The organism is Shinella sp. SUS2 (genome assembly GCF_001262505.1).
Classification (GTDB): Bacteria; Pseudomonadota; Alphaproteobacteria; order Rhizobiales; family Rhizobiaceae; genus Shinella.
Window position 1 is genome coordinate 445,758 of sequence record NZ_KQ410724.1, and the last position, 12,342, is coordinate 458,099.

The 12,342-nt window shown below is 64.0% G+C and carries 16 protein-coding genes and 1 tRNA gene; 5 read left to right on the plus strand and 12 right to left on the minus strand.

Features of this window, described 5'->3' with window-relative positions:
• Positions 1-31: 31 nt before the first annotated feature.
• Complete coding sequence (locus AKG11_RS04880) at positions 32-493, minus strand: Lrp/AsnC family transcriptional regulator (protein ID WP_023516139.1); 462 nt, start codon at positions 491-493, stop codon at positions 32-34.
• A gap of 164 nt (positions 494-657) precedes the next feature.
• Between AKG11_RS04880 and ald the strand changes: the two genes are divergently transcribed.
• A complete protein-coding gene (ald, locus tag AKG11_RS04885; protein ID WP_024270452.1) occupies positions 658-1,776 on the plus strand; it encodes an alanine dehydrogenase in 1,119 nt (372 codons plus the stop codon).
• A 49-nt stretch (positions 1,777-1,825) separates the two neighbouring features.
• Here the strand turns inward: ald and AKG11_RS04890 are convergent, their stop codons facing one another.
• The 8 genes from AKG11_RS04890 to AKG11_RS04925 form a co-directional block, all read right to left on the minus strand.
• On the minus strand, positions 1,826-2,293 hold the full coding sequence (locus tag AKG11_RS04890; RefSeq protein ID WP_050743096.1) for a DUF1203 domain-containing protein: 468 nt from the start codon (positions 2,291-2,293) through the stop codon (positions 1,826-1,828).
• A 72-nt stretch (positions 2,294-2,365) separates the two neighbouring features.
• Positions 2,366-3,400: a phosphotransferase enzyme family protein gene (locus AKG11_RS04895; RefSeq protein WP_157255811.1), complete on the minus strand. Its 1,035-nt coding sequence runs from the start codon at positions 3,398-3,400 to the stop codon at positions 2,366-2,368.
• 199 nt (positions 3,401-3,599) lie between these two features.
• Complete coding sequence (locus AKG11_RS04900; RefSeq protein ID WP_023514342.1) at positions 3,600-4,160, minus strand: OmpA family protein; 561 nt, start codon at positions 4,158-4,160, stop codon at positions 3,600-3,602.
• A gap of 99 nt (positions 4,161-4,259) precedes the next feature.
• Entirely contained in the window at positions 4,260-4,850 is a 591-nt protein-coding gene (locus AKG11_RS04905; protein WP_050743098.1) for a GNAT family N-acetyltransferase, read from the minus strand.
• Positions 4,850-5,704, minus strand: a complete 855-nt coding sequence (gene sseA / locus AKG11_RS04910) for a 3-mercaptopyruvate sulfurtransferase (protein WP_050743099.1) — start codon at positions 5,702-5,704, stop codon at positions 4,850-4,852. The genes AKG11_RS04905 and sseA overlap by 1 nt, the downstream gene beginning before the upstream one ends.
• A 118-nt stretch (positions 5,705-5,822) precedes the next feature.
• Positions 5,823-6,560 (minus strand): alanyl-tRNA editing protein, encoded by a 738-nt coding sequence (locus tag AKG11_RS04915; protein WP_050743100.1) that lies wholly within the window; start codon positions 6,558-6,560, stop codon positions 5,823-5,825.
• A gap of 5 nt (positions 6,561-6,565) precedes the next feature.
• Positions 6,566-7,606 carry a cysteine synthase A gene (locus AKG11_RS04920; protein ID WP_023514346.1) on the minus strand — a complete coding sequence of 347 codons (1,041 nt, stop codon included), beginning with the start codon at positions 7,604-7,606 and terminating at the stop codon, positions 6,566-6,568.
• A 125-nt stretch (positions 7,607-7,731) separates the two neighbouring features.
• Complete coding sequence (locus AKG11_RS04925) at positions 7,732-8,997, minus strand: SAM-dependent methyltransferase (protein ID WP_050743101.1); 1,266 nt, start codon at positions 8,995-8,997, stop codon at positions 7,732-7,734.
• Between the two features lie 228 nt (positions 8,998-9,225).
• Here AKG11_RS04925 and AKG11_RS04930 point away from each other — a divergent pair, with 228 nt between their 5' ends.
• A complete protein-coding gene (locus AKG11_RS04930; protein ID WP_023515544.1) occupies positions 9,226-9,435 on the plus strand; it encodes a hypothetical protein in 210 nt (69 codons plus the stop codon).
• A 77-nt stretch (positions 9,436-9,512) separates the two neighbouring features.
• The gene (locus AKG11_RS04935; protein ID WP_023515543.1) at positions 9,513-9,704 is read left to right on the plus strand and encodes a hypothetical protein; all 192 of its coding nucleotides are present in this window, start codon (positions 9,513-9,515) and stop codon (positions 9,702-9,704) included.
• A gap of 81 nt (positions 9,705-9,785) precedes the next feature.
• Here AKG11_RS04935 and AKG11_RS04940 read toward each other — a convergent pair.
• Positions 9,786-9,860, minus strand: a tRNA-Asn gene (locus AKG11_RS04940).
• A gap of 185 nt (positions 9,861-10,045) precedes the next feature.
• Between AKG11_RS04940 and AKG11_RS04945 the strand changes: the two genes are divergently transcribed.
• Positions 10,046-10,309 carry a hypothetical protein gene (locus tag AKG11_RS04945; RefSeq protein WP_245290098.1) on the plus strand — a complete coding sequence of 88 codons (264 nt, stop codon included), beginning with the start codon at positions 10,046-10,048 and terminating at the stop codon, positions 10,307-10,309.
• Positions 10,310-10,378: 69 nt separating this feature from the next.
• Complete coding sequence (locus AKG11_RS04950; protein ID WP_050743102.1) at positions 10,379-10,855, plus strand: DUF2938 domain-containing protein; 477 nt, start codon at positions 10,379-10,381, stop codon at positions 10,853-10,855.
• A 210-nt stretch (positions 10,856-11,065) separates the two neighbouring features.
• Here the strand turns inward: AKG11_RS04950 and AKG11_RS04955 are convergent, their stop codons facing one another.
• On the minus strand, positions 11,066-11,344 hold the full coding sequence (locus AKG11_RS04955; protein ID WP_050743103.1) for a hypothetical protein: 279 nt from the start codon (positions 11,342-11,344) through the stop codon (positions 11,066-11,068).
• Between the two features lie 414 nt (positions 11,345-11,758).
• Positions 11,759-11,962, minus strand: coding sequence for a hypothetical protein (locus tag AKG11_RS04960; protein WP_023515539.1), 204 nt, complete (start codon positions 11,960-11,962; stop codon positions 11,759-11,761).
• Positions 11,963-12,342: the final 380 nt, after the last annotated feature.

Below are 12,342 nucleotides of genomic sequence, written 5' to 3' on the forward strand. Positions count from 1 at the left end.
TGCATCCGGAACCGCGTGAAACCGGAACGACCTAGACCCCGACATTCGGCCGATCGATGATCTCGCGCAGGGCGAAGCTCGAATTGATCTTCACCACATGGGGAAAGGCCGACAGCCAGTCGCGGTGGATGCGCTCGTAGTCCTCTAGGTCCTTTGCGGCGACGCGCAGGATGTAGTCGTATTCACCCGACATCAGGTAGCAGACCAGCACGTTGGGACAGAGTTTGACCGCCGCCTCGAATTCCGCGAGCGTCTTGGCGAACTGGCCGGACAGCGAGATGTGCACGATGGCGATCATCTTGTAGTCCAGCGCCTTTGGCGAAATGCGGGCGTGGTAGCCGGTGACGGTGCCGGATTTTTCGAGGATGTCGAGGCGGCGTGAACAGGCCGATGGCGACAGGCCGACACGCTCGGCAAGCTCGGCATTGGAGATTCGCCCGTTCTGCTGGAGAGCCTTGAGGATCGCAGCATCGATTGCATCCAAGTGCGCCATTCGAATTTCCTTCGAAAATTCCGCTAATATCAGGAGAATATTCGACGTGTGGCCGTTTCGCAAACCGGCTTTGCAAGGACATTGCGTGCGTCCTCTGCTTCCATGGTGATCCCCGCCGGGAGCGGCGGCAATGAAAACGGGAACACACTGGGAAAGGAACGCGCATGCGTGTCGGTTGTCCGAAGGAAATCAAGAATCATGAATATCGGGTGGGTCTGACGCCCGGTGCCGTGCGCGAATATGTGGCCCACGGCCACGAGGTTCTCGTCGAGACCAAGGCCGGCGCCGGCATCGGCGCAGACGATGACGCCTATCGCGCCGCCGGCGCGAAGATTGCCGCCACCGCCGCCGATATCTTCCAGAAGTGCGACATGGTGGTGAAGGTCAAGGAACCGCAGCCCGCCGAATGGGCGCAGCTCCGCGACGGACAGATTCTCTATACCTACCTGCATCTTGCGCCCGATCCGGACCAGACCAAGGGCCTTCTCGCCTCCGGCGTCACCGCCATCGCCTATGAGACGGTGACGGACGAGCGCGGTGGTCTGCCCCTCCTTGCGCCGATGTCCGAGGTCGCCGGCCGCCTGTCCATCCAGGCGGGTGCGACGGCGCTGCAGAAGGCCAATGGCGGCCGCGGTATCCTGCTCGGCGGCGTGCCCGGCGTGCTGCCGGCCAAGGTCGCGATCATCGGCGGCGGCGTCGTTGGCCTGCACGCGGCGAAGATGGCCGCGGGCCTCGGCGCAGATGTTTCGATCCTCGACCGCTCGATCCCGCGCCTGCGCCAGCTCGACGATCTCTTCGGCGGGCGCATCCATACCCGCTATTCGACCATCGACGCGCTGGAGGAGGAGGTCTTCTCCGCCGATCTCGTCATCGGCGCAGTGCTGATCCCCGGTGCCGCGGCCCCGAAACTCGTCACCCGCGAAATGCTCTCGGGCATGAAGAAGGGGGCGGTCATCGTCGACGTCGCCATCGATCAGGGCGGCTGCTTCGAGACCTCGCACGCGACGACCCATTCCGACCCGACCTACGAGGTCGACGGCGTGGTGCACTACTGCGTCGCCAACATGCCGGGCGCCGTGCCGGTCACCTCCGCCCATGCCCTGAACAACGCAACGCTGCACTACGGCCTGCAGCTTGCCGACAAGGGCCTGAAGGCGATCGCCGAGGATCGGCACCTCCGCGCCGGTCTCAACGTGCATAAGGGCCGCGTGACGAACCGCCCGGTCGCCGATGCGCTCGGCTACGAGGCCTATGCGCCCGAAGCGGTGCTCAACGTCGCCTGATCGGGGTCACGGTACGGATAAAGGAGGCCCGGAGCGATCCGGGCCTTTTTCATGCCCGCTCGACGCGGCACTGGTAGCAGTTGTTGCGGGCCGAGCGGATGTGCAGATAGGCGACGTCCTGCCGGGCGAGCAGCACTGCGGCATAGGCCGGGATGCCGGATGTCGGCACCACGGCGCCGGTGCCGTAGAGGATGCGGTCTTCCGCCGAATAGCCGCGCACGATGTAGTCGCGGCTGGTCAGCATTGGCGGCGGGCTTTGCGAGGGCTGATGGGCCGGACAGGGCTCGGCGTGGAGGAAGATCGGTCCGGTTTCCGCATAGGGCTGCATGGCCGGGAAGGGGCGGTGCGCCAGGACGAGATAGGGCTCCCCGGCGCCGACCAGCCGCAGGCAATGGCGGCAGGGCACGCCGGTACCGTCGGAAACATGCCGTTCCGGCTCAAGGCCGTAGGCATCCTTGCCGCCGGTCCAATAGGCGGCGGCGGTTTCGGTCGGCATGGGCAGGAAGCGGATGGACATGGCACAGGGCTCCGGTTGACGTGCCGGTAGCCTCCCGTTTTTGCCACGATCGCGACACCCGTTTCCTGCGGTTCAGCCCGGTTTGCGGAAGAGTTTGTCGCAATGTTCCAGGAGATGCACGGGGTCGATCGCCGGCTCGGCGAGGCAGAGGCCGACCATGGTCCGGGCGATATGCAGATAATAGGCCTCGTTCTCCCGGGCAGAGGCGATGTTCTTGGCGATGGCCGTCCGCCGATCCTTCACCCGCTTGCGCATCGACGACGGCAGCACGCGTTCGCCGGCCGCCAGCAGGCGATCACGGATGGTGAGGTGACGAATGCGCCTCTGCCGCGCGGCAAGCAGTCGCGTCGCTGCGGCAAAGACGAAATCGGGCGCATGGCGCCGCCAGATATCGGCAAGGGCCGCGGGGCAGGCCGCGAGGTAACCCTCAAGCAGGCTCCGCCGCTGCGCGCCCTGGCGACAGAAGGGGCGCATCAGCGTGGCTGCAAGCTCGATGCCCGACACGTCATAGGTCATCAGCTCGTAATCGATGAGGCCGATCGCGTGGTGGTCCTGCTCGATGATGTTGCTGCCGTAGAGATCGCCGTGGGTCAGCTGGTTTGCGGGCAGGCGGCGCATGCGGGCAAGGCTTTCCTCGATCCAGCGCCGCTCCTCGGGTGTATGCGCCGCGCCGGCGAAGGAAAGATAGGCCTCGTGCGGCAGGACGGGCTGCCGCCGCTCGAAGAGCGCGCCCGAAGCGGCGCCTTCGATCGCGTTCAGCTTCGCCAGCGTTCCACCGAGCGCGGCGAGGGCCTTCGGATGGGCTTTCCGCGACAGCGGCGTGCCCGGCAGGAAGGAGAGCGCCAGCCAGTGGCCGCCGGCCCGCAGGGCCTCGCGCCGCGAGCCGGTGCCGGCACAGACATGCTGGGCGGAAATGCCCGACTGCTGGAGCTTGCGCACCGCCGCCTCGAAGCGGTCCTTCGTCGATTTGCGCAGGAAGAAATGCAGCACATAGGTTTGCTGCTCGAACTCTACGATGCGTTTCTGGATGCTGAGGCGCCGCTTGGTGTGCAGGACGCGCACCCGCTTGCCGAGCAAATCGCGAAGGTCGGGCGTGCGGCTGTCCATGCGAGCGAGAAGTTCCGTTTGTCTGCCGATCGATCCGTCCAGCGGATCCATCGCCCCCGGAATTGCGCGTGACAGTCATATGGCACAGCTGTGACAGCGTTTCCAGCGGCGAATTGGTCCGGACCAGTTGCCCGGAAGGCGATCACCGCGGTGTCCGGACGGCCGGTCCGCGGTGATTTTCATGTGTTTCCAGCGGGCTTCAGCGCACGAACTCATCGATGCGGCGCAGCGTCACACGCCGGTTGCGCCATTCCTCGTTCAGCGTCTGGACGAGCAGGTAGTCCTCGCCATAGCCGACGGTTTCGAGCGCACGGGAGGGAATGCCGAACTCCTGCACGAGCACCCATTTCAGCGATTCGGCGCGACGCTCCGACAGGATCTGGTTGGAAGCGGCCGACCCGACGGCGTCCGTATGGCCCTCGATCAGAAAAACGGCGCGGCGGCGGCGGTTCAGCAACTGCTCCATGGCGCGGGCGATCTGGCGCACCTTGCGGTATTCCGAGCGCGGGATATCCGCGGAGCCGAAGGCGAAGTTGATCGACTGGATGTTGATCGACGGTGCCGCGCTGCGCAGGTCCGGCCGGCGCTTGAGTTCTCGCACCGTCACCCGTTCCTCTTCGCGCAGGCGGCGTGCCGGCGCCGCATCGAGCCGGCGCAGGATGATTTCCGAGGACGGGGTTTCCTGTGCGACGGCGAGGCCTGAAAAGGCGGGAACGGCGAGGGCGGTGGCGAACGCGGTCAGAAAGGCGCGGCGTTGCATGGCGGTGTTTCCTTGCTCGGTTGATCGTCTGTTGGCTGGAAAGTGCCACAGGCGATCTGAAGCGGACCTGAACCGCCTGTTAGGTTCCGTTCAGAGTGATTAACGCACCTCGCCGGGCAAAAGACAGTCGCGCTTGGCAAGCGCAAGCAGCTCGGCGTCCGACAACGGCACGAGGTCGGTGTCCCGCGTGCCGACCGGCGAGAAGCCGAACATCTGGTAGAGCTGCAACGCGCGCGGATGATCGAGATTGTTGGTATCGACCGTGACGCGCGTCGGGCCGGGCGCCCAGGCGGCATAGAGCGTCTGCAGCAGGAACCACTTGCCGATGCCAAGACCGAGCGCCCGCTCGAACAGGCCGAAATGCGACAGTTCCACCACCGTGTCGTCCACCTGCAGAAGCTCGAAGAAGCCGGCCGGCGCACCGTTCACATAGAGCACCGTGACGCTGTTGCGCTTGTCGTGCAGCGTCGCGGCAAGCGTTTCGTCGTCCATGCGCAGCCGGTCGACCCAGTGCCAGCGCCCGCCGACCTGCCGATAGAGGAAGCGGTAGAAGGCGAGCGGGATGTCGGGCGCGCTGAGGATGGCAGTGTGCACGTTGACCGGCACCGGCAGGCTCTGCTTCGGCGGCGCGGTCATTTCCAGCGTGGTGACATGCACCGCGATCGGCGCGGGCCGGGACTTTTTTGCCATCAGTCTTTCCCCGTCGCCACGGGCGTGTCGTCCCGGCCGCCCCATTCGGACCAGGAGCCGTCATAGAGCGTGTTGTTCTCATGGCCGAGCGAGTGCAGGGCCAGCGTGATGATGGCGGCGGTGATACCCGAACCGCAGGTCGTGACGACCGGCCTGGAAAGGTCGATGCCGGTTTCCTCGAAATGCCGACGCAGACTGGCGAGATCCTTGAACCGGCCACCCTCGGAAAAGGTGCCCGACGGCATGCTTTTTGCGCCCGGCATGTGGCCGGCGCGCATGCCGGCGCGCGGCTCGGCTTCCTCGCCGGTGAAGCGGCCGGCGCCGCGCGCGTCGGCGATCTGCCTGGCGCCGGTCGTGACGATCCCGCGCATCTCCTCGAAGGAGGTGACGGCATAGGGATTGAAATTGGTGTGGAAGACGGCCGGTGCCGGTTCGGGCAGGTCGGTCTCAAGCGGCCGGCCCTCCTTCTTCCAACCGTCAAGTCCGCCGTCGAGAACGAAGACGTTCTTTGCGCCCATGGTGCGGAGCAGCCACCAAACGCGCGGTGCGGTGAAGATGCCGGGGCCGTCATAGACGACGATGGTGTCCGTATCGGAAATGCCGAGCTTGCCGACTTCGGCGGCGAAGAGTTCCGGCGAGGGCACGGTGTGCGGCAGCGTGCCCGAATGATCGGCGATCACGTCCTGGTCGAAGAACACGGCGCCGGGAATGTGGCCTGCCGCATACTCGGCCGCGCCGTTGCGGTTCTGCGCGGGAAGATACCAGGCGGCATCGACGATGCGGAACTGCGGCGCGCCGAGCTGCTTTTCCACGAAGTCCGCCGAGACGACGAACCGGCTCTTGTCGTTGGACATGGTCTTCTCCCTGTCAGGCTGGCAGTGCCCGGCAGGTGTACTCTGCGTGATGGGCACTGCAATAAATTGAATATGCTGGAAAATATCCTAGATCGATTTTGCCGCGGAGCCTATCCCGTCAGGCCTCCGGCGCCCCGAATCGGATGCGGAACCGGCGGTTCTCCTTGCCCTTCTTCTCGATCTTGGCGATGTGGATGGCACCCACTTCCTGGGTTTCGGAGACATGGGTGCCGCCGCAGGGCTGGCTGTCGATGGCGGAGTTCTCGCCGATACACACGAGGCTGACCCGGCCAAGGCCCATCGGTGGGCGTACATTCTTCGATTTCACGATGCCGGGATTGGCGGCAAGCTCCGCGTCGGTGATCCACTGCACGAAGATTGGATGGTTCTCCGCAACGAGCGCCATCAACCGGGCCGTCACCTCGTCCTTGTCGATCGTCTCCGTCATGTCGAAATCGACACGGCTGTCGTCCTCGCCGACGGCCGCGCCGGTGATCGGATAGGGGCAGACGACGGAGAGCAGGTGGCAGGCCGTGTGCATGCGCATCAGCTTGTAGCGGCGCGCCCAGTCGATATGGGCGACAACAGCCTCGCCGACGATCGGCAGCGCCTCGCCCTCCAGCGGCCGGTGGAGGATGATGTCCTTGGTCGCGCCGGTCACCGCCGGACCGAGCGTGATGCGGCTGCCGTCGGCGCGCTCCAGGAAACCGCTGTCGCCGGGCTGGCCGCCCGACGTCGCGTAGAAACAGGTCTGGTCGAGCTCGATGCCGCCGTCCTGGTGCACCGCCGTCACCACCGCCTCGTTCGTCGAAAGATAGAAATCGTCGCGGAAGAGGGCAGTGGTGGTGAGGGACATGAGACCTATTCGACCGGCTGGTAGGGGACCTTGATCCCCGATTTCGCCTTCAGCCATCCCGGAACGGGCAGGCCCTTCGAATCGAGGAAGTCCGCGTTGAAGAGTTTCGACTGGTAGCGGTTAGCATAGTCGCACAGGATCGTCACGATCGTGTGGCCGGGGCCGAGGTCGCGGGCGAGCCGGATCGCGCCGGCAATGTTGATACCCGAGGAGCCGCCGACGGCGATGCCTTCGTTCTCGATCAGGTCGAAGACCAGAGGGACGGCCTCGGTATCGGGGATCTGGTAGGAATAGTCCGGCGTAAAACCTTCGAGATTGGCCGTGATGCGGCCCTGGCCGATGCCTTCGGTGATGGAGCTGCCGGAGGATTTCAGCTCGCCATGCGCATAATAGTTGTAGAGGGCGGCGCCATCCGGATCGGCAAGGGCGATCTTGATGTTCGGATTCTTCGCCTTGAGGCCGGCGGCGACGCCAGCAAGCGTGCCGCCCGAGCCGACGGCCGAAACGAAGCCGTCGACCTTGCCGTCGGTGTCGCGCCAAATTTCCGGCGCCGTCGTCTCGATATGGGCGTCGCGGTTGGCGACATTGTCGAACTGGTTCGCCCAGATCGCACCGTTCGGCTCGGTCTTTGCGAGCTGCTCGGCAAGGCGGCCGGAGAGTTTTACGTAGTTGTTCGGGTTCTTGTAGGGAACGGCCGGCACCTCGACGAGCTCGGCGCCGAGCAGCCGCAGCGCGTCCTTCTTCTCCTGGCTCTGGGTTTCCGGAATGACGATGACGGTGCGATAGCCGAGCGCCTGCGCCACGAGGGCAAGACCGATGCCCGTATTGCCCGCCGTGCCCTCGACGATGACGCCGCCCGGCCGCAGGGCGCCCGAACGCTCCGCCGCCCGGATGATCGAAAGCGCCGCGCGATCCTTGACCGACTGGCCGGGGTTCAGAAATTCCGCCTTGCCGAGGATTTCGCAGCCCGTCGCCTCCGAGGCTCCCTTGAGCCGGATCAGCGGCGTGTTGCCGATTGCATCCAGAACGGACGGAAGAATTGCCATGGGACCCGAGCCTCGCTTCATGTGCCTAGATTGGAAAGCGTCTTTTCGGCCGGCAAGCCGCGCTTTGCAAGAAATCGTGTTCCCATGGAGCGACCTTCCAGAGGGATTTTTTCCATGTCTTGCCCTCAGGCGGCAGGCCGCGTGTAGACCACCTGGCGAACGTCGATGTTTCGGGCCCGAAAGCCCGCCTCGCAATAATAGAAGTAGAACTCCCAGAGCTTGCGGAAGCGCTCGTCGAAGCCGAGCGGGACGATGCGCTCCCAGGCGGCCCAGAAGCGGTGGCGCCATTCGGCGAGGGTGCGGGCATAGTCGTGGCCGAAGCCGATGTCGGAGGCCGTCGCGAGCCCGACCTGTCGGCCGAGGGAGGCAAGGTGCTCGCGGGTCGGCAACATGCCGCCCGGGAAGACGTATTTCTGGATAAAATCCGGATTGGCCCGGTACTCGGCATAGGCCTCCTGCAGAATGGTGATGATCTGCAGGCCCGCGCGGCCGCCCGGCTTCAGGCATTCGCTGAGTTTTGAGAAATAGGCCGGCCAGTAGCGTTCGCCGACCGCCTCGAACATCTCGATGGAGACGATGCGATCATAGGTGCCGGTCTCGTCGCGGTAATCCTGAAACTTAAGCTCGACCCGGTCCGCAAGCCCGGCCTTTGCCATGCGCTCGCGCGCGAAGGCGAGCTGCTGGCGGCTGATCGTCAGGCCCGTCACCTTGCAACCGATCTCGCTGGCGGCGAATTCCGCAAAGCCGCCCCAGCCGCAGCCGATCTCCAGCACATGGTCGTTCGGGCCGATGCCGGTCGCCTCGGCCAGCGCGCGGTATTTTGCGACCTGGGCCGAGGTGAGGTCGTTTGCGCCGCGGGAATAGAGCGCGGACGAATAGGTCATCGTCGGGTCGAGCCACTGCGAATAGAACTCGTTGCCGAGATCGTAATGCGCCGAGATGTTGCGCTTCGAGCCGCGGCGGGTGTTGGCATTCAGCCAGTGACGGAATTTTTCCGCGAGGAGGAAGAGTCCGCGCGGGCCGTTGGTGTAGCTGCGGCCGACAGTCGTATTGACGAGGAAGAGTTCGAGGAAGGCGCCGGCATCCGGGCTTTCCCAGTCGCCGTCCATATAGCTTTCCGCAACGCCGATCGTGCCGGCACTGACGGCGCGGTTGACGAGATTCCAGTTGTTGAGCCGGACAGCGGCGCTGGGCCCCTGTGTCCTGCCGCGGATCAAGAAGGTCTGCCCGCCGGGGACGGTCATCGCCAGTGCGCCGGTCTCGAGGTCCAAGAGGCCCCGCAACACCATCCTGGCGCGCAAGGGCAGCCGTCTGGTGCGTTCGGCAAAATTGGCGGACGTCAGTGCATCCTGGTCTGAAAATGCCTTTTCTGAAATCATTTCAGTCGTCATCGATTGCCCCTCTGCCAACCCGACGTTGGATGAAGGCTATCGCCAATGGCGGCGTACGCCAAGACGTGAATCATGACAGGCCGGATCAGGAAGAGGCCTGTCGCCGATCGCAAAAAGCGAGGGCTTTAACGACCTGTTAGCAAACATGGTTAATTTTGCGTCTATCCGGCGCGTCGGAGGGAACGCAAACCCCGATCGGCCGTTTGGAGAGAAACTGGAGACAGCAGGATGTTTTTCGGATTTTTTCAGGTGAGCCCGGCCACGCCCGAGGACGATATTGCAACGGGCACCTACGCGGATGGGGCGATCGGAACGCCGCTCGCCGACCTTTCGGCCCTGCCGCGCGACCGCAGCCAGACCTTCCGCCGCCCGCTGCAGGACCGGGATTACGGCCTCTCCCGCAAGGCTGGCCAGTCCGGCGCCGGAATGGTTGCCTGACACGACGGGCGCCGGGAACAAAGCCATGGCCCGGCGCATTCTTCCTTGGTTCGGCTACCGAACGGAGGAGGCATCCGATGACGCATCCCATCGACAATCGCCAGTTCACGCCCCGCCAGACCCGTCATGTCCTCGACGTCATCGAACATTGCCGCAGGAACGGGCTGGACAAGGCTGAGGAGCGCAAGCTGCTCCTGCTCTTCGGCCGCTTCGCCAGCCGCCACGAACTCCAGATGAACACGAAGCGCCCACCGCTCAGCCCACGCTAGGCTGTCGGGTTTCAACGGCTGAAAGTGTCTGGTGGCTGAAAAGCAGAAGGGCTGCGCTATTCAGCGCAGCCCCTCAAAATCTGGCTCCCCGGGCCGGATTCGAACCGGCGACCTGTCGATTAACAGTCGAATGCTCTACCGCTGAGCTACCAGGGATCATCCGCTCGCTGCGGAGTGAGCGCGTAATACAAACGCCTGATCGATTTGCCAAGCGCTTTTTGACAAAAAAATGCACGAGACTTGATTGATTGTGGACAAGTCTCCAACTGGGAGATGGAAGAGCCTTGGAAAACCGGGCGTTTGCGTGAAATGGACGACGAATGACGACGCGAAAAACAAATATGCATTTTGGCATCGACCCCCGCACGCGGGAGATCGTGATCGGCTCTTTCCGGATGAAACTGCCGGAATCGCGCTGGCTTCGCACCGTGATCGGCGTGCTTCTCATCGTCGGCGGCCTTCTCGGCTTCCTTCCGGTGCTCGGTTTCTGGATGGTGCCGCTCGGTCTTCTCGTGCTTTCGCACGATTCCCCCTTCGTCCGTCGCCAGCGCCGCCGCCTCGCCGTCTGGTGGGCGACCCGAAAGGCACGGCGCAATCCGCGCTGACGGGCTTTGTTGCGTCGCTCCTGCGGACCTGCTCTAACCGGGCAGGCAATGCTTGGGCGAGGGGACTATATGGAACTGCTGTTGAAGGGCGTGGCGATCGGCATCGGCGCCACGGTATTGATGGACCTCTGGGCCGTTCTGCTCTGGAAGGGCTTTCGCCAGGCGCGGCCGAACTGGGCGCCGGTTGGTCGCTGGTTCTGGCACTTGAAGAACGGCACCGTCTTTCATGACGATATCGGCAAGGCGGACCCTTTCGCGTCGGAGCTCGCGCTCGGCTGGATCGGCCACTATGCCGTCGGCATTCTCTATGGTGTGATTCTGGCGCTAATCGTCGGCGGGGCCTGGTTCGCCGCACCGACCTTCCTGCCAGCCTGGATTCTCGGCATCGTCACCGTCGGCGCCGGCTGGTTCCTGCTCCAGCCCGGCCTCGGGATCGGCGTGGCGGCGTCAAAGCTTCCGAATGCCAACATGGTGCGGTTCCTCAATCTGGTCGCGCACACGGTGTTTGCCCTGGGGCTCTACGGGACGGCATTGCTGTTGCGGTGAGTTCAGGGGCGCCGGATCAAAGCGGCGGGCCAAGCAATCGCTCTTGAGGATGGGTATGGGGACGGCCAGCGTGGTCTCGCGGCAGCAACGTGACGTCAATCGGTCGCCCGACCCCGATCTAAAGTTATCGGCAGTCGCGTCCCGCGCCGCTTCTGACAGGTCGCAGTGCGTTCGTCTACCCGTTTGGCGTTTTTCCGGATATCGAACCGTTTATCGTCCGTTACCGAACTCGATGATGTCGATCCTGCGCCGAGAGAGCAGCTCCAGCGACCGGTCCGGCGCGATCCGGTAGACTTCCACATAGTCATCGCCGAACTGATCGCGGAAGTGGTGTTCGAACGTGCTGCCGATCGGCGCCTTGGTCAGCTTCGTGCGCGGCTGGCCCTTGTAGGTGATGCTCCCCGGGACCGGCTCAAGCGCGGAAGCGGCTGTGCAGCCCACCAGGCCAAAGGCAAGGACGATCGCCGCGAAGGTTCTGAGACTGGGCATCGGATTCTCTCCTGTTGATCTGGCGTGCATCGGCCGTATGCCGCAATCCGGTTCCGGCAGCGCATGAGGGCGTGCCCAATATATACCTGGTATATTGGGCAGTGAAATCAAGAGAGTAGATTGACGAAAGAAAGCGATTGAAGGCCGCGACGGAGCCTTCAGATCGTTGCTCTCCAATATCCTACGTCTCTCCCCGCACTTTCTCCGCGCCTTCATCGCTTGCGAGAAGTTTCATGTCGGTGCCATTCCAATGGATTCTGGCGACCGTTTCCCTTCACGCCTTGTGTCGAACAACCGGCGCAAGGCCTCCAACCGCCCGTCTGCAGCGGAAGGGACGCTTGCATCAATTGCTACGGCAGCCATCAGCACGATCGGGGCCGAGGCGAGGGACCGGGTGGGTGAAGTCGATGCGGTTCATTCCCGCCGCTCCGGTGGCGAGGGTTTCACAGCCATCCCATGCGCAACGCAGAACAGCACATAGAGGTCTTCAATGCCGTGAGCGGTTTCGGCCTGCTCCGTCGCGAAGCTGGCCAGATCCTTGAAAATGGCCGAGCCCGGCCGGCACTTCCAGCCGTGGCGGGTCCTGAAGTAATCGATGAAGCTCTCGGTCTCAATCATGCTGCGGTTCCTTCTCCAGCGCAGCCCGGCCGGTGAGGGGGATACGATCGCACTCCCGCCGTTGAACGCGGTGCGAAGACGTTCTACAAGCCATTTTTCTCAAGAACCGAAATCTTGCCGGTAGACCATCGCGCAGTGTGCCCGAGGACCTTGCCGGTCTCGGCATGTGCCCTCCCATGCTGCGCCGCCAATCGAGACCGATCGGCATGCACGATCGCCAGCGGTCAAGCCGGGAGTGTGGCCCGGCATTTTATCGATGCGGAAAGGCCGAACGTCTTGCCAGATTCATGACCTGAAGGCCGCAGGTTCGAACCGATCTGGCATGGGCGTGATGGACGCGATTGCTTGGCATGGAACGTTTGGTGCGCCCCGCACAATCC

Bases quoted from the DNA above. Each gene is read 5' to 3' on its own strand.
- sseA (WP_050743099.1), bottom strand. From the start codon at position 5,704: ATGTCCAACGACAAGAGCCGGTTCGTCGTCTCGGCGGACTTCGTGGAA.
- AKG11_RS04890 (WP_050743096.1), bottom strand. From the start codon at position 2,293: ATGTCCATCCGCTTCCTGCCCATGCCGACCGAAACCGCCGCCGCCTAT.
- AKG11_RS04925 (WP_050743101.1), bottom strand. From the start codon at position 8,997: ATGACGACTGAAATGATTTCAGAAAAGGCATTTTCAGACCAGGATGCA.
- ald (WP_024270452.1), top strand. From the start codon at position 658: ATGCGTGTCGGTTGTCCGAAGGAAATCAAGAATCATGAATATCGGGTG.
- AKG11_RS04930 (WP_023515544.1), top strand. From the start codon at position 9,226: ATGTTTTTCGGATTTTTTCAGGTGAGCCCGGCCACGCCCGAGGACGAT.
- AKG11_RS04900 (WP_023514342.1), bottom strand. From the start codon at position 4,160: ATGCAACGCCGCGCCTTTCTGACCGCGTTCGCCACCGCCCTCGCCGTT.
- AKG11_RS04915 (WP_050743100.1), bottom strand. From the start codon at position 6,560: ATGTCCCTCACCACCACTGCCCTCTTCCGCGACGATTTCTATCTTTCG.
- AKG11_RS04945 (WP_245290098.1), top strand. From the start codon at position 10,046: ATGCATTTTGGCATCGACCCCCGCACGCGGGAGATCGTGATCGGCTCT.
- AKG11_RS04880 (WP_023516139.1), bottom strand. From the start codon at position 493: ATGGCGCACTTGGATGCAATCGATGCTGCGATCCTCAAGGCTCTCCAG.
- AKG11_RS04920 (WP_023514346.1), bottom strand. From the start codon at position 7,606: ATGGCAATTCTTCCGTCCGTTCTGGATGCAATCGGCAACACGCCGCTG.
- AKG11_RS04960 (WP_023515539.1), bottom strand. From the start codon at position 11,962: ATGATTGAGACCGAGAGCTTCATCGATTACTTCAGGACCCGCCACGGC.
- AKG11_RS04895 (WP_157255811.1), bottom strand. From the start codon at position 3,400: ATGGACAGCCGCACGCCCGACCTTCGCGATTTGCTCGGCAAGCGGGTG.
- AKG11_RS04950 (WP_050743102.1), top strand. From the start codon at position 10,379: ATGGAACTGCTGTTGAAGGGCGTGGCGATCGGCATCGGCGCCACGGTA.
- AKG11_RS04905 (WP_050743098.1), bottom strand. From the start codon at position 4,850: ATGGCAAAAAAGTCCCGGCCCGCGCCGATCGCGGTGCATGTCACCACG.
- AKG11_RS04935 (WP_023515543.1), top strand. From the start codon at position 9,513: ATGACGCATCCCATCGACAATCGCCAGTTCACGCCCCGCCAGACCCGT.
- AKG11_RS04955 (WP_050743103.1), bottom strand. From the start codon at position 11,344: ATGCCCAGTCTCAGAACCTTCGCGGCGATCGTCCTTGCCTTTGGCCTG.